The organism is Corallococcus terminator (assembly GCF_049194865.1).
Classification (GTDB): Bacteria; Myxococcota; Myxococcia; order Myxococcales; family Myxococcaceae; genus Myxococcus; species Myxococcus terminator_A.
Window position 1 is genome coordinate 261332 of the sequence record NZ_JBLZWL010000116.1, and the last position, 20308, is coordinate 281639.

The 20308-nt window shown below is 67.8% G+C and carries 18 protein-coding genes; 11 read left to right on the forward strand and 7 right to left on the reverse strand.

Features of this window, described 5'->3' with window-relative positions; translation table 11 throughout:
* Nucleotides 1-121 precede the first annotated feature (121 nt).
* From ACN469_RS35545 to ACN469_RS35555, 3 genes are all read left to right on the forward strand, one after another.
* The gene (locus ACN469_RS35545) at nt 122-1063 is read left to right on the forward strand and encodes a DUF808 domain-containing protein (RefSeq protein ID WP_498775427.1); all 942 of its coding nucleotides are present in this window, start codon (nt 122-124) and stop codon (nt 1061-1063) included.
* Between the two features lie 413 nt (nt 1064-1476).
* On the forward strand, nt 1477-2040 hold the full coding sequence (locus ACN469_RS35550) for a hypothetical protein (protein ID WP_498775429.1): 564 nt from the start codon (nt 1477-1479) through the stop codon (nt 2038-2040).
* Nucleotides 2041-2179: 139 nt separating this feature from the next.
* Nucleotides 2180-2440, forward strand: coding sequence for a DUF3892 domain-containing protein (locus tag ACN469_RS35555; RefSeq protein WP_498775431.1), 261 nt, complete (start codon nt 2180-2182; stop codon nt 2438-2440).
* Nucleotides 2441-2486: 46 nt separating this feature from the next.
* Here ACN469_RS35555 and ACN469_RS35560 read toward each other — a convergent pair whose 3' ends face one another.
* Complete coding sequence (locus ACN469_RS35560; RefSeq protein WP_498775433.1) at nt 2487-3569, reverse strand: helix-turn-helix transcriptional regulator; 1083 nt, start codon at nt 3567-3569, stop codon at nt 2487-2489.
* Between the two features lie 275 nt (nt 3570-3844).
* Between ACN469_RS35560 and ACN469_RS35565 the strand changes: the two genes are divergently transcribed.
* Nucleotides 3845-4912 carry a hypothetical protein gene (locus tag ACN469_RS35565; RefSeq protein WP_498775435.1) on the forward strand — a complete coding sequence of 356 codons (1068 nt, stop codon included), beginning with the start codon at nt 3845-3847 and terminating at the stop codon, nt 4910-4912.
* A gap of 43 nt (nt 4913-4955) precedes the next feature.
* Here ACN469_RS35565 and ACN469_RS35570 read toward each other — a convergent pair whose 3' ends face one another.
* Both ACN469_RS35570 and ACN469_RS35575 read right to left on the reverse strand, forming a co-directional pair.
* Nucleotides 4956-6782, reverse strand: coding sequence for an aspartyl protease family protein (locus ACN469_RS35570; protein WP_498775437.1), 1827 nt, complete (start codon nt 6780-6782; stop codon nt 4956-4958).
* Nucleotides 6779-7612: a TrmB family transcriptional regulator gene (locus ACN469_RS35575; protein ID WP_498775439.1), complete on the reverse strand. Its 834-nt coding sequence runs from the start codon at nt 7610-7612 to the stop codon at nt 6779-6781. The genes ACN469_RS35570 and ACN469_RS35575 overlap by 4 nt, the downstream gene beginning before the upstream one ends.
* Before the next feature lie 441 nt (nt 7613-8053).
* On the opposite strand from ACN469_RS35575, the gene ACN469_RS35580 reads away from it, so the two are divergent.
* The 4 genes from ACN469_RS35580 to ACN469_RS35595 all read left to right on the forward strand — a co-directional run bounded on the left by ACN469_RS35580 (nt 8054) and on the right by ACN469_RS35595 (nt 12564).
* Nucleotides 8054-9352 carry a hypothetical protein gene (locus ACN469_RS35580; RefSeq protein ID WP_498775441.1) on the forward strand — a complete coding sequence of 433 codons (1299 nt, stop codon included), beginning with the start codon at nt 8054-8056 and terminating at the stop codon, nt 9350-9352.
* 363 nt (nt 9353-9715) lie between these two features.
* Nucleotides 9716-10132, forward strand: a complete 417-nt coding sequence (locus ACN469_RS35585; RefSeq protein ID WP_498775443.1) for a hypothetical protein — start codon at nt 9716-9718, stop codon at nt 10130-10132.
* Nucleotides 10133-10135: 3 nt separating this feature from the next.
* Nucleotides 10136-10510 carry a DUSAM domain-containing protein gene (locus ACN469_RS35590; RefSeq protein WP_498775445.1) on the forward strand — a complete coding sequence of 125 codons (375 nt, stop codon included), beginning with the start codon at nt 10136-10138 and terminating at the stop codon, nt 10508-10510.
* 203 nt (nt 10511-10713) lie between these two features.
* Entirely contained in the window at nt 10714-12564 is a 1851-nt protein-coding gene (locus tag ACN469_RS35595) for an invertase recombinase-like protein (protein ID WP_498775447.1), read from the forward strand.
* Between the two features lie 78 nt (nt 12565-12642).
* Here ACN469_RS35595 and ACN469_RS35600 read toward each other — a convergent pair whose 3' ends face one another.
* Together ACN469_RS35600 and ACN469_RS35605 are read right to left on the reverse strand one after the other, a co-directional pair.
* Entirely contained in the window at nt 12643-13662 is a 1020-nt protein-coding gene (locus ACN469_RS35600) for a hypothetical protein (RefSeq protein WP_498775449.1), read from the reverse strand.
* 202 nt (nt 13663-13864) lie between these two features.
* Complete coding sequence (locus ACN469_RS35605; protein WP_498775451.1) at nt 13865-14644, reverse strand: fatty acid desaturase; 780 nt, start codon at nt 14642-14644, stop codon at nt 13865-13867.
* An 86-nt stretch (nt 14645-14730) separates the two neighbouring features.
* Here ACN469_RS35605 and ACN469_RS35610 point away from each other — a divergent pair, with 86 nt between their 5' ends.
* A complete protein-coding gene (locus ACN469_RS35610; RefSeq protein WP_498775453.1) occupies nt 14731-15369 on the forward strand; it encodes a TetR/AcrR family transcriptional regulator in 639 nt (212 codons plus the stop codon).
* A 13-nt stretch (nt 15370-15382) separates the two neighbouring features.
* On the opposite strand, the gene ACN469_RS35615 is transcribed toward ACN469_RS35610, so the two are convergent.
* On the reverse strand, nt 15383-16066 hold the full coding sequence (locus tag ACN469_RS35615; RefSeq protein WP_498775455.1) for a hypothetical protein: 684 nt from the start codon (nt 16064-16066) through the stop codon (nt 15383-15385).
* Nucleotides 16067-16129: 63 nt separating this feature from the next.
* On the opposite strand from ACN469_RS35615, the gene ACN469_RS35620 reads away from it, so the two are divergent.
* Together ACN469_RS35620 and ACN469_RS35625 are read left to right on the forward strand one after the other, a co-directional pair.
* The gene (locus ACN469_RS35620; protein WP_498775457.1) at nt 16130-17968 is read left to right on the forward strand and encodes a hypothetical protein; all 1839 of its coding nucleotides are present in this window, start codon (nt 16130-16132) and stop codon (nt 17966-17968) included.
* 128 nt (nt 17969-18096) lie between these two features.
* Nucleotides 18097-19356 (forward strand): GAF domain-containing sensor histidine kinase, encoded by a 1260-nt coding sequence (locus ACN469_RS35625; RefSeq protein WP_498775459.1) that lies wholly within the window; start codon nt 18097-18099, stop codon nt 19354-19356.
* Here ACN469_RS35625 and ACN469_RS35630 read toward each other — a convergent pair.
* Nucleotides 19353-20308 (reverse strand): alpha/beta fold hydrolase (locus tag ACN469_RS35630; protein WP_498775461.1); only part of this gene is annotated, 956 nt, incomplete at its 5' end. The genes ACN469_RS35625 and ACN469_RS35630 overlap by 4 nt on opposite strands.

The following is a 20308-nucleotide window of genomic DNA, read 5'->3' on the forward strand; positions in this document are numbered from 1 at the left end:
TCGCACCGGGAGGCCGTGGCCAGGGGGCCCCGAGCGCAGCGAAGCCGTGCCCCTGTCGCCCTGCTGTGCTAATTCGAGCAGGCCGTAAGGCGACATCCCACCCCCAGCCGGAAAGATCTCCATGGCAGGCAGCAGCCTGATTGCGCTCCTCGACGACATCGCGACCATCCTGGATGACGTCTCCATCCTGACGAAGGTGGCGGCGAAGAAGACGGCGGGCGTGCTCGGTGACGACCTGGCGCTCAACGCGCAGCAGGTGACGGGCGTCAACGCGGACCGCGAGCTGCCGGTGGTGTGGGCGGTGGCGAAGGGCTCGCTGGTCAACAAGGCCATCCTGGTGCCCGCGGCGCTGGCCATCAGCGCGCTGGCGCCCTGGCTGGTGACTCCGCTGTTGATGGTGGGCGGCGCCTTCCTCTGCTTCGAGGGCTTCGAGAAGCTCGCCCACAAGTTCCTCCACAGCGAGGAGGAGGACAGCGCGCACCGCGAGGAGCTGCGCGAGGCGCTGGCGAACCCGACCGTGGACCTGGTGGCCCTGGAGAAGGACAAGATCAAGGGCGCGGTGCGCACCGACTTCATCCTCTCCGCGGAAATCATCGCCATCACGCTGGGCACCGTGGCCACGGTGAGCTTCGCCACCCGCGTCTCCGTCCTGGTGGGCATTGCCCTCATCATGACCGTGGGCGTCTACGGGCTCGTGGCGGGCATCGTGAAGCTGGACGACGCGGGGCTGTATCTCAGCCGTCAGTCCGGGGCCTTCCAGCGCAGCCTGGGCGCGGGCATCCTCCGCACGGCGCCGTGGCTGATGAAGTTCCTCTCCGTGGCGGGCACGGCGGCCATGTTCCTGGTGGGCGGCGGCATCCTCGTGCACGGCATCTCCAGCCTGCACCACGCGGAGGAGTCCTTCACCCTGTGGGCCTCGTCCGTGCCGGGCGTGGGCAGTGTCCTGGGCGGTCTTGCTCCCATGCTGCTCAATGCCGCGGTGGGGCTGGGCGCAGGAGCCGTGACGGTGTTGCTCTTCACCCTGGGTCAGAAGCTGGTGAAGGGGCGGGGCGCGAAGAAGTAGCGCCAGCCCGAGCGGCGGCGCGGGCCCTCGAGGAGGAGCGCCGCGCCGCTCGGGTGTCCACGCGCCCCAGCTCCCGTGGTGCGCGTGGAGCGCCGACCTGTTGTCTTCGAGCGGTGGTGCTCAACATTTCTTGCGTGGCGTTCCTGCTGTCACGCGAGGCCTCCGTTCCGCTCAGCCAGCAGCTTCTTGCTCCAGCTGTTCTCTGTTACGGATTGATGTGACGTATGTCTTTGCAGCCCCGTGGGAACCCCTTAGTCTGACATTCAATGACAAAAGTGACACGCCCGGGGCGCAAACATCCACGCATGCTGGAGTTTGTGGAATTGCTTGTTTCGATTTGAAATTAAATTGAGAGGGATGCTAGTAAGGAATTGGCTTCGGCCAACCCCGCACAAACATCACAGGAGAAGTCCATGACGAGGAACGTGAAGCGTTTCCTGGCTGGCTCGCTGCTGTCTCTCATGCCGTCGATCGCGCTCGCCGGACAGGTGGAGCATGGGTTCCCTGACCTGCTCTCCGAGCGGAACGAGTACGTCAGCCTCCGTCCCGAGGGAATTCCGCTCCCCGCTCGGGAAGATGCCGGTGGTCAGTCCATCGGGCCGGCGCTGGAGAACCTCCTGGTCACCAACCAGACCGGCGTCAACATCGCCCTGGGCATCCAGGTCCTGACGGGGACGCTGAACGGTGTCTTCAATCCCTATCCCATCCCCAACCTCCAGTTGGGCGGGTACCAGGTCAGCGCTCCCGCGCCCACCGTGGCGGCGCCGGTCATCCAGCAGTACTACTGGACGGTCAACGCGGCGGCTCCGGCGACCTCCAAGACGTGCGTCTGGCGCGTGGAGATCACCGACGTGGGTGGTGTCTGCACGGGGACGGTCTTCTTCGGCACCTACGGCGGCGCCACCTGCACCGTCGATCCCCTGTCTTTCATCAACCCGACCACGTGTCTGGCGGAAGTCCGCACCTTCATCCTGTAATCCCAGTCTCGTGCCGCCAGGGGCCTTTCGGGAGGCCCCTGGCGGTGCCGTTATACCTCCCTGGGGGTAGAGACAAGGTCGTCCCCGGAAGGCAATCCTCCCTTTCCATTCGTGGCATCTGGACTGGGAGCCGTCTTCAATGCGCTACATCACCGAAATCCATCTCGACGGCGGCGCGCTTCACGAGCACATCGCACGCCTTCGCTGGACGGAGGAGTCCGCGACGGGCGAGAGCAGCCGCGCGGAGCTCGTTCGGTGGGTCAAGGATGGAGGGGATGCGCGGGTGCGCGTCGGGTCCACGGACGTGAAGCTCGCCGTCGTGGACGCAACGTCGCCGCATCTGCGGACCAAGGCCAACGGCATCCTGACCGACAACCTGCTGGAGCTGCCGCGGTTCTAGGCAGGGGTGCCCGGTGGCGCGCCGACATGCGCGCGCTCACGGCGGGTCAGACAGGCTTGTTGAGGTGCGCGGCCTGGTAGAGGAAGTCCGCGCGGCTGTCGACGCCGAGCTTCTCGAAGATGGACCGCACGTGCGTCTTGATGGTCTGCACCGAGCGGCCCAGCTCGCTGGCGATCTGCTCGTTGGACCAGTTCCTGAGCATGCCCATGGCGACGTCGATTTCGCGGGGGGTGAGCTCCTGCCTCATCGCCTCGGGGAGGGGAATCGACAGGGGAATCTCGTTCAGGACGAGGGCCCACTGGCGAGGCCCCTCGGCTTCGGGCAGCTCGACGAAGCGGACGACCCGGTAGTCATCGGCGTGGAGGGAGACCCAGACGTTGTTCTTGAGCCGCGAATCCGCGTCCATGCACGCCAGGGCCACCAGCCGCTCCATGAGGACGGAGGGGATGCCCGAGGAGTGCAGCTCGCTGCTTGTGTACCACCTCGCCAGCATCGCGGCGGCGCGCGGCGAGCGCAGCACCTCGCGCGTGGGAGGGGCCGCGATGAGGAAGGCGGAGTCGGGGCGGCTGTAGAGCTCCTCCAGCAGGTTCGCGCTCGAGGTGGCCACCTGCATGGCGCGACAGTTGCGCACCGTGTTCACCAGGTGGGGCGTGAGGCTGGTCAACCGGGCGGCGTCCTGCTCGGAGAAGGCGAGCCGGCGGTCCCGGTAGAGGGTGAAGGCCCCGAGCAGCTCGGTGTGGGCCGGCAGGAGGATGGCCATGACGTGCTCCAGGCTCAGGTCCAGCTCGCGGCTGCGCTGGTAGAGGAGGCTGCCCTCCAGCTCCCTGCGCGTCAGCATGTCCGAATCCCGGAGGACCTCGTTGGGCCGGGCGAAGATGGGGGCACGCACGAAGTCATGGTCCACCCACTTGGAATACTCATCCAGGAGGGCGAGCCGGTGGCCGGGGACGAGCCATTGGAAGTCGACGACGGTGCCGAGGGTGATGAGGCACAGGCCCATGTAGTCGGCGGGGGTGAACTCCAGCAGGGGCCCCCGAGCGGACTCCAGGGCCTTGGGGAGGGACAAGGAGCTGTTGAGCGCCGTGATGACCCTGTCCCTGAGCACCCATTCATGCGCGGTGAAATTCATCGACGAGAGCGTCCTTCCTACCGGGTTGGCAACCCCTGGGGCTTTGCACGGGGTTGGCCAATCAATAGGCGCGAGCGCGCGGTCTGTCCCTCACCCCAGGGTGGTGGGGGCGGGTTTTGACTCGGGTACCGCGAAGTGGCGGTGGCACCCGCGTAGGGGATGCGCCATGACGACCCCGTCAGAATCAGGCGGGCCCGGATTTCGAGTTTCAGAGGGAGCGGCGCGCTGCACCGATATTGCACTGGGGGCCCGGCTCACTGAAGGGGGAGGTTCCCATGCGATGGATGCGCACGTTGACGGTGGGTGTGCTGGCGGTGGTGGGTGGCTGTACCGAGAGCAAGGTGGACAGCGGGCTGGATATCATCCTGAGCGGCCGATTCGTGGACGAGGCGGGCGCACCGCTCCCGGACGCGCAGCTGAAGCTCTACCGCAGCGAGAACTCCTCGTGCGCGTTCGCGGCCTTCACGTCGAGCTGGAAGTCGGTGAAGACCCGTGCCGATGGCACCTTCGAGCTGGCCCTGCTGGGAGCGGACACGCGCAGCGGGAGCATCGCGCGCTGCTTCGTCGCGCGTTCGCCCGAACATGCCCAGGGCAGGAGCCTCTCCGCCTACTTCCTCATCCAGGAGTCGAAGGTGGCGCTGCCCACCTTCCAGGAGTGGAGGGGCGCGCTGACGGCCACCGCGGAGGCGCAGGGGGTGAGCCTGGGCTTCAAGCCCCTCTCCGCCACCCACGGGGCCGGGAGCGATGAGCACATGCTGTCCGTCGGCCCTTCGAGCGTCGAGGTGGCCTGGCAGGTGCCCAAGGCCTCTTCGCCGGTCCGCCTGAGCGACTACGTCCTCGAGGACGCGGCGGGGCTCAAGGCCTTCGTCGGCGTCGAGCGCCAGGCGAAGGTGGGCGACGTGACGGTCGGCCTCGCCTGGTCCAGCGATGAGGTCGCCATGCCTCGTCGCGCGCTGGTCCCCGTGAGCCGTGGCGCGGCGTGCACCTATGTGAGCGTCGACGTGCCCTGCCGCCTCACCAGCGGTGACCTCAGTCGGCGCGTGCTCTTCCAGTCGGCGGTCCGAGAGGTCTCCGTGCAGCTCTCGCGGTCCGTGGTGCCGCGCAAGGCCGTGCTGCGCAACTTCGAGGTGTCGGGCGCCCTGAGCGAGCTGGTGCTGGAGGGGAGCGCCGACGGTGCCCAGTGGCTGCCCCTGGCCAACCTGCTCGCCGGTGCCGGCGTGAAGCCCTTCATGGAGGTGGACCTCACGGGCACGACACCTGTGTCGCAAGTCCGTGTGCGCGCCAACCCGAGGGATACGACGGGCGAGCTGCGCTCCCTGGGGCAGCTGTCCCTCTTCGAGTAGCGACGCGCCCACGGACACGGACGACGGCGGCTGGCGGCGGGCCCTAGTAGTAGTCGCGCAGGGTGAGCCCGCGCTTGCCGCCGTCCTTCAGCGTGAGCACCACCGTCTGCCCGGCGGGGCGATATCGCCAGCGCGCGAGCTTCGTGCTCGCGTAGTCGGGCCCGATGGGCTGTCCATCGATGGCGACGATTTCCTCACCCACCTTCCAGCCCGTGGTGGCGGCCGGGCTGCCGGGGGCCACAAGCTTCACCACGAGCCGACCCTCCGAGGGGAGGGCAATCAGTCCGGACCGGTCCTTGAGGAACGGCTGCCGCAGCGCGCGGGCATCGGGGACCAGCATCAGCGTGTCGGTCGCGTAGTCGGTGATCATCCGGAAGCGCCCGAGGACGGCGAGCCCCAGGTTGCCGTGGAGCCGGTCCGAGGTGGAGATGCTGTTGCCCGCGTCGTCGAACACCGTGGGCACGTCGCGCAAGGTGACGCCCGCGAACTGGACGCGCTTCAGCGTCGCCACATCCCGCTCCCGCAACCCGCCCACGGCGCCTGACAGCGTCTTGGAGGCGCGCCGGCCCTTGAGCAGCCCCGCCTGCTGCCAGTACGCCGGGAAGAGCGAGAGCGCCCCTCCATTGCCCACGTCGAACAGTACGGGAATGGCGGGTCGGCCCTCGATGGAGACCTGGACCTCGCGCTGCCCGCCCGCGGACTCGACCAGCGGGACGCGCACCGCTCGCGGGGGCGCCTTGAAGCTGGAGTGCTCATGGAAGGCGATGCGCCGGTTGGGGAAGTCCACGTCCACGACCAGCTGATGGAAGGCCTCCTTGCCCAGGATGACGGGCAGCGGATGACCTATCTGTCGCGCGACTTCGGCCAGGTCGATGACGGCGACCGTCAGTCCCGTCAGTCGCAGCTCGCCCAGGGTGATGTCCACGCCGCCAGCGAACTGGGCCTGCGCCTGTCCGCCGCTGCCGACCGCCGCGACCTGTCCCTGCGTCTTCAGCCCCAGCTCGCGCGCATATGCCGTGTCGACCACCGTCATCTCGGCGCCACTGTCCAGCAGCACCTGCGTCGCATGGCCGTTCACCCGGGCCGGGATGTAGACGCGGTTCTCGTTGAAGAACTCGAAGGGCATGAAGCCGGTGCCGTGGCGGCCGTTCGCGAAGCTCGCCTTGCGGACGTCCTCGGGCCGCTCGAGGACGGCGGACGCGAAGGGCACGTTCAGCTCCAGGGACTCCACCACCGTCCGTGAGTCGGAGTCCGGGTTGTCGGTGAACTCCTCCTCGAGGAAGGGCATGCGCACGCCTTGCACCTGACGCCAGTCTCCCAGCCGCACGAAGCGGGTGACGTTGTCCTCGCGGATGCGAAAGCCGTGGAGGGCCCCGCTGGTCTCATCGAGGAACACGTCATAGAGGTCCTCGTCGCCGAAGGTGACGCGCACCACCTTCCAGGCGCGGCCATCTCGCGTCGCGTCGGGTTGGGGGGCGAGCTTCGCGCCGGCACTCCCTCGCAGCGCCGTTCCGAAGTCGAGCGCCACCCGATGCCGTGCATCGCGCGCGTCGGTGGGCGAGGCGTCTTCGACCTGGCCGCTGGCGTTCAGCTTCCAGCCGCCCTCGGCGGTGACAGCCATCGATTCCCGCACCACGCCGTAGTCCGCATCCCTGCGGACCCGTCCGGCCCGATGGCTCCAGGACTCCATCGGGCCCTGGAGGCCGCCCGTCGAGGTCTTCCCCTTGGCGTGGAGACTCTCCAGGCGCGTGAAGGCGTCCCCGCCGCGCCACTCGAGGTGACGCGCGAGGAGTGTTTGCAGCGCGTCCGCCCGGGATGCGGCGGGGAGCACCAGGGTCAGGGCCATCAGGACGGGGATGAGGACTCTCATGAGGCGGCTCCGCGCTTGGCTGAGGAAGGGGGCTGTCCCACGAGCTGGCGCAGGCCGGGCGGGCTCGAGCCGATGAGGGAGAAGGACCGGGCCAGCCGCGCGCGCGTGGACGGTGGCGCGCTCAGCCGGACCTCCGCGGACAGCCCGCTGTGCTGCAGGCAGGACAGATAGGTGCTGTCGCTCCAGATGGCCTGCTTGACCCCGGTGCCATCCGGGGTGAGCAGCGCCACCAGGAACTCGCGGGCATCGACCACGAGTGTGAGCTGCGCGCCGGGCCAGCGCTCCCTCACGAAGTCCGCGTCGGACGAGCGCACGCAGTCGAAGGGCACCTTGGGCGTCTTGTCGTAGACGAGTCCCGCGATGGCCACGCCTCGGGCGCTCGCTTCGGTGAGCGCGGGGACGAGGGCCGCGAAGGGAGGAGGGAAGAGGTCGAAGAGCAGCCGCTCGGCGGCGCCGGCGATCATCACCCGGGCGCGCTCCATCACCTGCGCGGTGCTCTTGAGGTGGTAGATGCGGTCGTCCTGCGCCGGGGCGTGGAGCTTGCGAAGCGCGTTGGCGGCCTCGCGGCTGCGCGTCTCGAAGCCCCGCTGGAGCGCGGCCACCACCTCGTCCGGAGGCACGGGGCGGAAGGAGCGGGGCTCCCCCTCCTCGACGAGCACCGCCCCCTTGTGTTCGAGCGACGCGAGCGCCTGGTAGATGCTCGGAGGCGCCTTCCCCAGCGCCTGCGCGAGCCGGTACCCGGTGGCCGGCGCGCCCTTGAGCAGCTCGCAGTACACCCGCGCCTCGACTTCGGTGAACCCCAGGGCCACGAGCCCTTCATCCGCGTTCATGGGGTCTTGTTATTACTCAAGGATAATGACGGTCAAGTCCGAAGCGCTCACACGACCCAAAGCCGGTGCGGGGCTCGAAGCGCGGAATCCGGGGGGTCGACATCGATTTACGGAAATACCGCTTCGTCATCCTTTGACGCGCACTGCATCCTGAACCCAGGCAGGTGTCCGAACTCTGGATTGTCTGAGTGTCTTTCGCGTGGCGGAGCATGTTGTCGCCGGACGATATTTCCGTCACTGGGCGATGTTGAGTCTCCTGCTTGGGTTGGTGTTTTGTTTGTGTTAGAGACTGACTCGCAGTGAAGAAGTGCTTGCAGGGGGGGAATCATGAAAAACGATTGGCGTGTCATTGGCGCAGCCCAGGTCCTTGGGTTGCTCTCCTCTTTCCTCATGGCTTGCGAGCCCGCAGCCAGGTCCATCCCGGACCTGGAGGTCGTGGCCATGGATTCACAGCAGGATGCGCTCTACGGCAATCCCGCCGCCTACTGGCCCACGAGCGCCTCGGGGTTCACCGATGTGCCTGTGTGTTGGCTCACGGCGGGCTCGAACTCGGAGAAGACGTGGGTGAGACAGACTGTCGAGGCCCAGTGGGACACGAACAGCAGCGTGCGCTTCACGGGCTGGGGCACCTGTGATGGGAGCACTCCCGCCCAGGCCATCCGCATCCAGGTGGATGAGAGCGGCCCGCGCTCCTACGTCGGCCGTTCGAGCAACAACCCCAGCATGTGGCTCAACTTCAACTTCGCCACCTGGAGCCACGTCTGCAACGACGGCGTGGATGACGCGGCATATCCAGGCGATGACCGTGAATACTGCATCCGGGGTGTCGCCTTGCACGAGTTCGGCCACGCCCTGGGCTTCTGGCACGAGCAGGACCATCCGGGCAATCAACCCAACACGCCGGGCTACTGCAACAACACCATCGTCGTGCAGCCGAATGGTCAGATCATCACCGCGTACGACCCCAACTCGACCATGAATTACTGCGCCTTGTGGGGCCGGCCGACCTTGAGCGCCCTGGACCTTCAAGGCTTGCGCGAGGTCTACGGCGTGACTCCCGTGGAGTTCCAGTTCCAGTACTACGCGTTCCCCTCCGCGTGCACCCTGGTCAACGAGCCGGGCGACCCTCACGGCTGGCATGACAACTACCTCTGCACCGCCGGGCAGGAAGGGGTGACCTGGTCCTATGCGGGCGCCATCCCCGGCCAGCGCTGCACCCTCGTCAACGAGCTCTTCGACGCCAATGGCTGGAATGACAACTACCTCTGCGTGCCCAACCACAGTCCCCTGAACTTCGTCTGGTCCTCGTTGCTCCCGATTCCCTTGATGCGCTGCGCGCAGTGGAACGAGCCGGCGGACCCCGACTCCTGGAACAACAACCACCTGTGCTACACGCAGCGGTTCGCGTTCTCCCCAGCGGGCAAGATTGCCGGGACCACCTGTGTCTCGGTCAACGAGCCGTCCGACTCCGCGGCCTGGCGCGACAACTATCTGTGCTCCGAGACGAACGAAGGCGTGCAGTTCAGCTTCGGCGGGCCCATCTCCGGCATGCGGTGCACGTCCGTGAACGAGCCCGGTGACCCCAACACCTGGAACGACAACTACGTCTGCGTGCCCACCCTCAGCCTGCTCAACTTCCAGTGGTCCTATGCGGGCCCCATCTCCGGGAAGACCTGCGTCGCGTGGAACGAGCCCGCGGACTCCGCTCACGGCTGGAGCGACAACTACCTCTGCTATTGAGCCCAGGAGCCTGGGGCTTCCCACCGTTGGAGGCTCCAGGCTCGGTGGCGCGGTTCAGGCCTCCGAGCGCAGCGCCGACATCGGGTCCGCCTGAGCGGTGCGCCGGGTGGGGGGGGCGGCCCGGGTCACTCGATGTGGGGGACGATTTGCACCGCGCACGTGGCCGGGTCGATGGCGGATGAGCCCAGGGCGAGAGCGCAAGCTGCGCCGCCATGGGCGTACGGACCTCCCCGCGGCGCCGGTCTGCCGCTCTGCTGGCGGCGTGTCGGTGGCGTCGCACCCGGTGTCCGTCTCTCGGTGCTGCGCCATCTCCAGCGTCATGGACGATGCCCCACGGCTCTCCTAGCGTGTAGCGTGCCGTCCATGTCAAAGCCGACTGGCTTTCTATTGTTGGCGCTCGCGTATGCCGCCCTGGCGCTGGGCTGTTCGGGCTCGGCTCACTCCACGGCAAACCGCGACGCCTACGCCCAAGCCACCTGCATGGACAGCGAAACGTGTTGCATCCAGCGTTTCGGCTCCGAGGCGTGCGGCTTTACAAAAACAGAGGCCGCCATCCTCATGGCCGGCGCGAAGGAGGCCACCTCCGGCGCCAGTGATGCCGAGGAATGGGCCGATGCCCACAACGAGAACCTGCCGGAATGGAAGCGGCGCTGTATTCGGAACTACGGAGACTGCAAGGAAGGCCGATTTTCTGGGCCCTGCTACGACTGCATGCGTCGGTGTGAGGGACAGCAAGAATGGCCGCTCGACATGTGCGACGCGAAGCGAAAGAGGCGGTGAGGCATGGACGACCGACCCAACTGGGACCCATTTCGCGCCCTCGCTCGCCGGGTGCTGCGCGAAGGGGCGCCCCTGGAACTCACCGACACGGTGCGCGGACTGTTGGCGCGAACCGCACATGAGGTGGCCATCCGCGACGCGGAAATGGCCATGAGCACCGATGCAGGGGCCTTGTCGTTGCTGCGTGAGGCCGCACGCCGCATCACAGATGGGTCCAATCGCCTCACGGACGCTCTACACCTGATGTGGCGATTCCAGCAGGCTGGCGACTACGACAGCGCACGCCAGCAAATGCGCGATGTCCTCGCTGTCGAAGTGGTGCCGTACTACCGGGCGATGGCGCAGGGCCAACTCGACGACATGGCTGACGACCCGTAACGGAGCTGGGGTGTCGCCAATGCCTGCCAGGATGGTCGTTGATTGGAGGCCAGGACGGCTCCCACGTCGGTAGCACCGACCGTCCTGGCGAACTCCTCCGAATCGTGAACCCTCCTGGGGCCCCTCTTTGTGACCCTGGCTCCACCCGCCCTGCTTGAAAATTGTGGTACGAAAGGAACTTTGCTGGGAACCGGAGGCTTGCTTTGAAGTTGTTTCGAGGGTGTCTGACCGCGCTGCTGGTCTTGGTTGTTGCCTGTGGTGACTCGGAGCCCGAGGGGATTCCCGATGCGGGGGAGACCCGGACTGACGCGGGAAATGGGACGCCGGACGCGGGTGGTGGGACGCCGGACTCAGGTGGCGGGACTCCGGATTCGGGCGAGGTGGCGCCTGACGCGGGCGGAGAGCTTCCGGACGCGGGTGAGGTGACTCCCGATGCGGGCGGAGAGCTTCCAGACGCGGGCGAGGTGTCGCCGGACGCGGGAGGCGAGCTTCCCGACGCGGGTGAGGTGACTCCCGACGCGGGCGGAGAGCTTCCGGACGCGGGTGGGGTGACGCCCGACGCGGGCGGCGAGCTTCCGGACGCGGGTGGTGAACTCCCCGATGCCGGAGGTGAGACGCCGGACGCGGGTGGTGGGGCGCCTGACGCGGGCGGAGAGCTTCCGGACGCAGGCAGCGAGACGCCCGACGCGGGCAGCGAGACGCCGGACGCGGGTGTGCCTCCCGTCGTGAGCGTCATCGACAACTGGGGCTTCGAGGAGTGGCCCGGTGCGCTTCCGGCGCGGTGGTTCGGCGGCAAGTCGAACATCGAGTCCGCCGCAGTGCAGAAGGTGACGACGAATGCCTTCGAGGGCCTGAACGCGGTCCGGCTGACCAACGCCTCGGCCACGCACCGACGGTTCACGACGCTGGCGAAGTCGATGTCCGCCGGTCGCTACTCCTGCACCTTCCAGGCGCGGGGCACGGGCGACGTCCGGAACGCCTTCTTCGACGACGACTACTCCTCGTACTCGTCCTACACCTCCGTCAGCGCCTCGGCGTGGACCCAGGTGGCGTACAACTTCAACCTGGCCAACGACGTGTTCGACACGTTCGAGCTCATCTTCAGCGTTCGGAATACGAGCGGCGACCACCTGCTCATCGACGACGTGCGCTGCATGCGGGCCGCCGAGCCGTGTGACTCGGTCAGCTGCGAGTCGTGGGAGCGTTGCGTGAATGCCACCGCGACCTGCGAGCCGCTCTCCGGTCGCTGCAACATCGGCGGGGACTGTGCGTCGTGGGAGGCCTGCGATGACACCAACACGTGCGTGGTCGCGGAGGAGCGCTGCGTCCGCCACGCCGACTGCGCGAGCACTCCGCAGACGCCGGTCTGCGACCTCGGCACTCACCTCTGCGTCGCGGGAGACCCTTGCGCGGGTGTCGTGTGCAGCAACCCGGCGACGACCTGCAATCCGACGACGGGCGCGTGCGAGCTGGCCGCGGGGGCCTGCTTCACGACCTTCGACTGTCTGGGGGCCTTGCCCGCTTGCGACCCGGCGACCCGCCGCTGCGTCGCCGCGGACCACCCCGCGAACATCATCCGCAACGGTGGCTTCGAGTCCTGGAACATCTATTCCATTCCCTACCAGGGGAACCATCTCATCCCTGACTACTGGTACGGCATCGACAACGGCATCGCGGACCCGGGCACGGAGATCAAACCCTCGCGGCTGGTGCGCTACACGAACGCGGTGCATGGCGGCACGACGGCGCTCCAGTTCGTCGTCCCCATCCAGATCGCCGAGCGCTTCTCCATGGAGAAGTTCAACGTGCCGAGCGGCACCTGGTCCTGCTCGTACCGGGTGAGAGGCCACGGCAGCATCCGCCATCGCAGCTATTCGAGCGGAGGCTGGAGCCCGCAGACGGACTTCCTCATCGTCGACAGCGATGAGTGGCAGCCGGTGTTCTTCCGCTTCACCGGCAACGTGCGCGACTGGCGTCTGTTCTTCTATCCGAGCCGCAGCGAAGCCGACCGCGAGCACCTCCAGGTCGACGACGTCGTCTGCACGAAGGACTAGCGTCGCTCGGAGTCCTTGAGCAAGAGGGGCGAGCGCCGACAACGGTGCTCGCCCCTTCGTTCGTCAGGGGGCTTCGCGTCAGAAGCCGAAGAAGCCCTTGATGCTCTTGCTGACGTCCTTGGCGCCCTCGGCGACCTTGTCCGTCACGTCCTTGGCGCCCTCGGCGACCTTGTTCGTCACGTCCTTGGCGCCCTCGGCGACCTTGTCCGTGGCCTCCTTGACGACCTCGGAGGCCTTGCCGCCGGTGACGTTGTCGACCGTGTTCTTCAGCTTGTTGAAGTCGATGGTGTACGAGGTGCCGATGCCCAGGCCCACGCCCAGCGCCGCCTTGGCCTTGCCGCCGATGGTCAGCTTGCCGTCCTCGAAGGCCACCTTGCCGTCAATCGCCGCGCCCACGCCAGCGATGGCGCTGCCCGTCACGGAGCCCTGCACGGGGCCCAGCTCACCGCGGGCCGTGGCGCTCGCCTCGGCGCCCACCAGGGCTCCGGCTCCCGCCTCGAGGCCCACGTCGCCGTCCTTGAGGTTCAGGTCGGCCTTGGCCTTGGCGTCCGCGTTGGCGCCCACCAGCACCTCGCCGTGCACGCCGCCGTAGACCTTGCCGTCAATCTTATCCAGGCCCTTGATGTCCTGCAGGTCCTTGCCGTAGCCGGCGTCGCCGCGCAGGCTGACCAGGTTGGCCTCACCACCGGCCCGGGCGCCCACCTCCCACGGGAGGATGCGGTAGGACGCGTCGCCCTGGATTTCGGCCGCGCTCGCCTCGAACTGCGCGCCCGTGCCTTCCTTGTTGAAGCCCGTGCCCGTCTTGAACTCCGCGGCGTCCTTCTGCCACGCGACGTAGTTGCCGCTCTCGTTGCCCGCCACCTGGCCAGGGCCGGTGTTGCCCTGGGTGACCTGGCGCCCGTCCTTCCGCGCCGCGCTGTCCGCCGCCTTGTCGCCCTTGCTGGGGTCCAGGAAGATGTCCTGGCCCCACTGCTGGTTCCACTTCGTCTCCGGCTGGACCTTGTCGAGGACGTTGCCCTTCTTGTCGGGGGTCGCCGCGCCGGAGGAGGAAGCAGGGGCCGAGGCGGGGGTGGACACGGGGCGGTTGGCGACGCGCATGGGAGTGCTCCGGGGGCGACAGCGAGGTTGGGGATGAGCCGAGTTCGTCCGGCCCGTGATGTGACCTCCCTAGAGCACGGCGTGTGCCAGCCCCTCGCGAACCTCCCGATGCACCGTCTCCCCTCTGAAGCGCCTCAACCGGGACGGGCCCGGAGGGCCCTCCGCTGGTGTCCGCGGTCATCGAGGGTGGTGACCGCTGTCATCAGGCCCGGACCCGCTCCGAGTCCAGCTGCTCGGGCCTGGGGATGAGGTAGGCGCGGTCGATGGTCGCGAGCCCCAGCCGCTCCAGCGCGAGGCAGGCCACGAAGCCCAGGTCCACCTCGTGGCGGTGGTGCGAGAAGGACGCCGAGCCCGGGTAGGCGTGGTGGTTGTTCTGGAAGCCCTCGCCCATGATGAGCCAGGCCGTCAGGTGGTTGTTGCGCGAGTTGTCCCGGGTGTCGAAGTTGCGCCCGCCCACCGCGTGCCCCAGCGCGTTGACCAGGCCGCCCTGCACCGGGTGGCTCATCATCCCCAGGAAGTACGCGGCGCCCAGCACCCAGCCCACGCTCAGCGCCAGCGCGAGCCCCACGCCCGCGTGCAGCGCATACGGCAGCCACCAGAGGTTGTTGCGGTTGAGGGTGTTGAGCGGGAAGTCGAGGTCCTTCGCGTACTTCGTGTACTCGGGCTTCTCGCGCAGCAGCCCCACGATGACGCGCTTGTAGTTGCGGAGCTGCTCGCCCGCGATGCCCAGCAGCCCCACGTTCATGGGGGAGTGCGGGTCCAGCGGGGTGTCCGAGTGCTCGTGGTGCAGCCGGTGCATCACCACCCACGCCTTGGGGTCCAGCCCGGTGAACCAGTTGCCTCCCACCACGAGCAGGCGACGCAGCGCCGGGTGCAGCCGGACCGCCTTGTGAGCGAGCGCGCGGTGGTAACCCACGGTGATGACGAGGATGTTGAGCAGGTAGGCGCCGGTGAAGACGAGGCCGCAGAGGATGAGGTACACGGAAGGTCTCCCGAAAACCGGCGGGTAGCCTACTTGCCGGTAACTTACGATTCGGTAACCTACGCTCGGGTAGCTTAGAGGTCAAGGTGGCCAAGAAGCAGCGATTGACGGGGCCGCAGCGGCGCGCCCAGTTGCTGGAGGTGGGCCGCGAGCTCTTCGCCTCGCGGGGCTATGAGGCGACGTCCATCGAGGAGGTGGCGGCGCAGGCGGGGGTCTCCAAGCCCATCGTCTACGAGCACTTCGGGGCGAAGGAGGGCCTCTACGCGGCCATCGTGGAGCGGGAGATGGACGGGCTGGTGCAGCGCATGTCGGACGCCATCGCGCAGGGCGGTCCGCGCGAGCGCTTCGAGGCCGCGGTGCTGGTCTTCCTCACCTACGCGAAGGAGGAGCCCGCGGGCTTCGCCGTCCTCACGCGCGACTCGCCCACGTCCAGCGCCCGGCGCGGCCTCACGCGTGTCATCGACGACCTGGCGCAGCGGGTGGGGGACATCTTCCAGGCGGAGTTCAGCCGGGCGGGCTTCAACCCCAAGGTCGCGCCGGTGTACGCCAACGCGCTCGTCGGCATGGTGACGCAGGTGGGGGTGTGGTGGGCGGCGGAGGGCCGTCCCATCTCGCTCGAACACGTGGTGCGGCACGTGGGGACGCTGGGCTGGATGGGCCTGCGGCACCTGCCGCGAGAGTCCGCCGCGTCGGGTCCCCGGCCCAAAGGCAAACCCAAGGGCTGAGCGCGGGGCCTCGTCAGTGCTGGGCCGCCGGGAAGGGCGCGGCCACCCGCACGCGGAAGCCAAAGCCAATCCACATGTGGAGGGTGCGCTCGCGGAGGCTCTCGCTTCCCGCGCCGGTGCTCAGCTCCACGTCCAGCGTGCTGTACCGGCCGCCCGTGGCGCTGACGAAGAGCCCGGCCCAGAAGTTCCCGCCGAAGTGTCTGTCGAACCCCGCCTGGAGCGTGGCCTCCGGCCCGGAGTACGTGACGTCGGCGCCGCCAATCGAAAACGCGGCCTTTTCGTAGCCGAGCGCCACGCCTGCCCAGGGGTTGAAGGGGCCCTCGGGCTTCCAGTGGTAGTTGCCTTGCAATCCGAAGCGCAGGTTGCTGCCCGAGCACGTGCTGTCCGCGGAGCAGCGGATCCGCATCTGCGCGTGGGCCAGCTGAACCCAGGGCCCCACCTCGAGGTTCGAGCCGAGTCGGACGGTCGGCTCCACGATGGCGGCGAAGAGCCCCTTGTAGACCTCGTACAGGTAGAACGGGTCGGGGGAGCCATCCGTGCGCCCGCCCGGCATGAGGTAGCCCCCGCGCGCGGAGAGCGCGAGCCAGCGAGGAAAGCTCGCTTCACGCTCCGGGTTTTCCTCCGCGAATGTCGGCGAGGACACCAGGAGTGACAGCAGGACCAGCGCCTGCGCGGCGGGACGAGAGAGCGTTTGCATGCGCGGGTGTTTGGTTATTACGGTCACTCGACCGACGTCAACCCAGGGCCTCCGATGTTCCCCATGCGCTCCTTTTTCATCCCGCGCCTGTTCGCGCTGGTGGCCCTTGGCCTCCTCATCGCCTGTGGTGTCCCCTACGACGAGGAGGAGGACGCGCGCGTCTGCGCCGAGGTGGAGTGCGGCGCGGGCCGCTGCGTCGCCGACGAGGACGGTGCCCCCGTGTGTCGTTGCGGCGCCTGGGAGGAGGCCGCGGGGCTCAGGTGTTCCATCGTGGCCATGCGGCAGCCGGACGACCACGGTGACACCGTGGCGTCCGCCACGCCGCTGGCACCCTCCGTGGATTTCCTCGAGGGCACCCTCCAGCCGCCCTTCCGGGCGTGGAAGGACCGGGATGTCTTCGCGGTGCCCGCCCTGACGGGACATGGCTTTCGCTTCACCTACAAGCCCGGCACCCTGGCCAACCTGGCCGTGAACCTCCTGGATGCGAAGGGGAACGAGGTGCGCGTGAGCGGCTCCCGGCCGGGCGTCATGGAGTTCGTCTCCACGGAGGCGGTCCCCCGCTTCATCGTGGTGGCCGCGTCGAGTGCGGCCACGCCTTCGGGGACGTATTCCTACCGGCTGGAGGACATGGGCAAGGATGCGCACGGCGACACGCTCGCCACGGCGACGTCGATGGTGCTGGGGGGCGGGAGCTTCCCTGTCACGCTCGAGTTCGAAGATGACGAGGATGTCTTCACCTTCCGCACCGAGCCGGGTCACGGGTTCCAGTTCTCATGTGAGTCCGACAAGGTCTCCCTTTCGCTGATGAATGGCGCGGGCGTTGGGCTGGAGGCGAGTGGGTCGAGTGGCCGCGTGGGCCACAAGAGCCCGGACGCGAGCACGTGGTTCGTCCGTGCCTACACCTCGAACTACGGTCTGCCGTCCACCCGATGTCAGTTGGATGACCTGGGGGTGGATGAACACTCGGATGTGCGCGAAGGGGCAACCCCGCTGACGGTCGGTGTCCCCATCACGGCGCGGCTCCAGGGCAGCAACGACGTGGATGTCTTCTCCTTCTCCTTCACCGCGGGGAGGATCTACAAGATTGGACCCTCGGCCTCGCGCTCGTGGAACCTCAGGCTCATGGACGCGGACGGCAAGCCGCTGGTGGAGAGCATGAGGAGCGGAATCCTCTGGGAAGCCCAGGTGACGGGGACCTACTTCCTGCATTTCCTCAAGGACCTGGGTTGGGGGAGTGAGTTCCAGGTGCAGGTGGATGACCTGGGGACGGATGACCACGGGGGCACTCCCGAAACAGCCACCCACGCCGAGGTCGGGGAGACTGTCACCGGGTTTCTGCACCAGAGGTCGGACGCGGATGCCATCACGGTCCCCCTGGAGGCGGATGGGGTCTACCGGCTCACGTGTACGCCCGACTGCGAACTGTCGCTGCGCGCTCCCGCCAGGTCCATCTCCCTGTACAAGGGGTTCGAGTCGGATTTCTGGCATGGCCACATGCTGTCCTCGGCGGACGTCACCTTCGTCGTCAGCTCGCGGAGCACTCCTCACTCCTTCACGTTCAAGATGGAGCGGGTGGGCACGGATGACCATGGCGATGACGCGGCCCACGCCACGCCCTTGACGCTTCCGGCGACCTTGGACGGTGTCTTCGAGCTGGGCACGGACGTCGACGTGCTCTCCTTCTCCTCTGAGGTGAGCCAGACCTATGTCGTGGAGTCCAACAACGTGACGCTCCGGATTCTCGACCCGGCTGGCGCGGAGGTCCCCGTGGTGTTCGACGCGGTGACGAGGACCCGGCGCCTCGCGGCTGAAGCGGCGGGGACCTATATGGTGGAGGTCCACTCTTCCGACCCGCTCGTGGGCATCCCCAGGAACTGGAGTTTTTCTCTTCGCCCACAGTGAAGTCAGGGCGCTGTAGCACCGCGATAACTTCTATTCCCCGTGTCTCAAGTAGGCTGGTCAACAAACAGGGGAGCGTGGCTCGGGATTCAGAGCCTCCTCCGCCCGGTGGCTCGCATTAAGGTCGGCCCATGAAATTTCTGGGCGACTTGGACGAGGCCTCGCTGGCACGGACGCAGCGGTGCAATCGCCGCCTCGCGGATCCGAACCGGCTGCAGGCCATCCGGGACACCGGGCTGATGGACACGCCCCAGGAGGAGGCCTTTGATCGGCTCGCCCGACTGGCGGCGCAGCTCCTCGATGTCCCGCTGACCATCATGTCCCTGGTGGACGCGGACCGGCAGTTCTTCAAGGCGGACTTCGGCCTGGCTTCTCCCTTCAAGGAGAGCCGCACGTTGCCGATTGACGCTTCGCTGTGCCGCTACACGCTCGAGGGCGAGCCCATCATCTCCTCGAACGCGCCCGCCGATGTGTTCCTGAAGTTCCATCCCTCCACGGGGCCATGGGGAATCGTCGCCCTCATCGTGCTCCCGTTGATCAACCCGGACGGGCACGTGCTGGGGACCTTCTGCTGCATCCAGCCCAAGGTGCGCGAGTGGACCGAGCAGGACCTCACGGTGATGCGGGAGCTGACGGCGTCCATCATGACGGAGGTCAACCTCCGGAATCAGATCAAGAAGCTGAAGGCCGAGCAGAACCTCCGGGACACGTTCGTCGCGGCGCTCACCCATGACCTCAGAACGCCCCTGACGGCGGCGAAGATGAGCGTGCAGGTGCTGGGGCGGCGCCATGCGGACCTACCGAGCGTCCAGACCTCCGTGTCCCGGGTGAGCGGGAGCCTGGACCGCGCGGAGCGCATGATTCAGAACCTGCTGGACGCGAGCCGCATCCAGGCCGGCAAGCGGGTGGCGCTGGAGCTGGGCGAGTGTGACTTCCACGCAGTCACCGCGCAGACGCTGGACGAGCTCGCGGCGCTCTATCCGGAGCGCTTCGTCCTGAAGGCGGAGGGCGTGTTCACGATGAAGGCGGATCCGCTCGGGCTGAGACGCATCGTGGAGAACCTGGCCTCCAACGCGGCGAAGTACGGCGCGCCGGGCACCCCGATTGAAGTCCTGCTCGACCGGAGCGAGCGTCAGGTGACGCTCCAGGTGCGCAACCAGGGCACCCCCATCGCCCCGGACGAGTTGCAGACCATCTTCGAGCCGTTCCACCGCACCAGGTCCGCGACGGAGAGCGCCGAGAAGGGCTGGGGACTGGGGCTGCCCCTGGTGAGGGGCCTCGCCGAAGCACATGGCGGCAAGGCCACGGTGACGAGCTCCGAGGAGCAGGGCACCTGCTTCACCATCACCCTCCCGCTCGACACGACGTCGCAGCAGCGGCGCTCGGCCTAGCGCAGGCCGTCGAGGAGCGCGACGAGCGCTTCGGGTTGTGAGGCGAAGGGTGAGTGCGAGGCCTCCAATGACTCGACGGTGAAGGCATTGCCGGGCGTGAAGGCGTTGGCCTCGCGAATCATCAGCTCCTGGAGCGCTGGGGCCAGGGCGCGGTCCTGGGTGCAGCGGATGTAGCTGCGAGGAATGCGGCCCCAGCGCTCCTTCGTCGCTCCCACCTTGGAGGTCCAGAGCGACAACGGGAGGTCCGGCGTCAGGGAGAGCGCGAAGGGCAGGAAGTCCGCCATCGGCACGTCCTGGTAGTACGCCGCGCGAAGGGACTCCAGGTACTCCGTGCCGCCGCGAGGGTTGATGCGCACCGCGCCCAGCTTCCCCGGGTCGCCGAGGAACAGCGTCTCTCCGTAGCCGGTGCTCGCCTCGGGCAGTGCTCCGTAGCCACCGGGGCTTCCCAGGCGCAGGGGGCAATACGCGCTCAGGTAGACGAGCCGGCCGATGTGCTGTGGCGCCAGCTCGCCCGCCCGGGTGATGACGGCGCCGCCCACGCTGTGGCCCACGAGGACGGGCTTCATTCCGCCAGCCCCCTGGCGCAGCTTCTCCAGCGCGGCGACCACGGCGGTGGCGCAGTCTTCCATCGTGACCTCCGCCTGCGGTGAGCGCTCCTCGAGGAGGTTCGCCGCGTTGCCCGTCACGTAGGCCGTGGGGAAGCGCGCATTGAGGCCGTGCCCGGGCAGGTTGATGGCCACCACCTGATGGCCCCGCGCGGAGAGCGCCTCCGTGACGCGCGTCCAGTGGAGGGCGTTGTGCCAGGCACCATGCACCAGGAGGAACGCGCGACGGGGCCGCTTGCTCCGCTCGGGTGTGGCGGCGAGGGAGGCTTGCATCGGGAGCATGCCCGCGCCCACCAGGGCGGTCTTCATCAGGTCGCGACGATTCATGAGGCTCTCACTTTCCATTG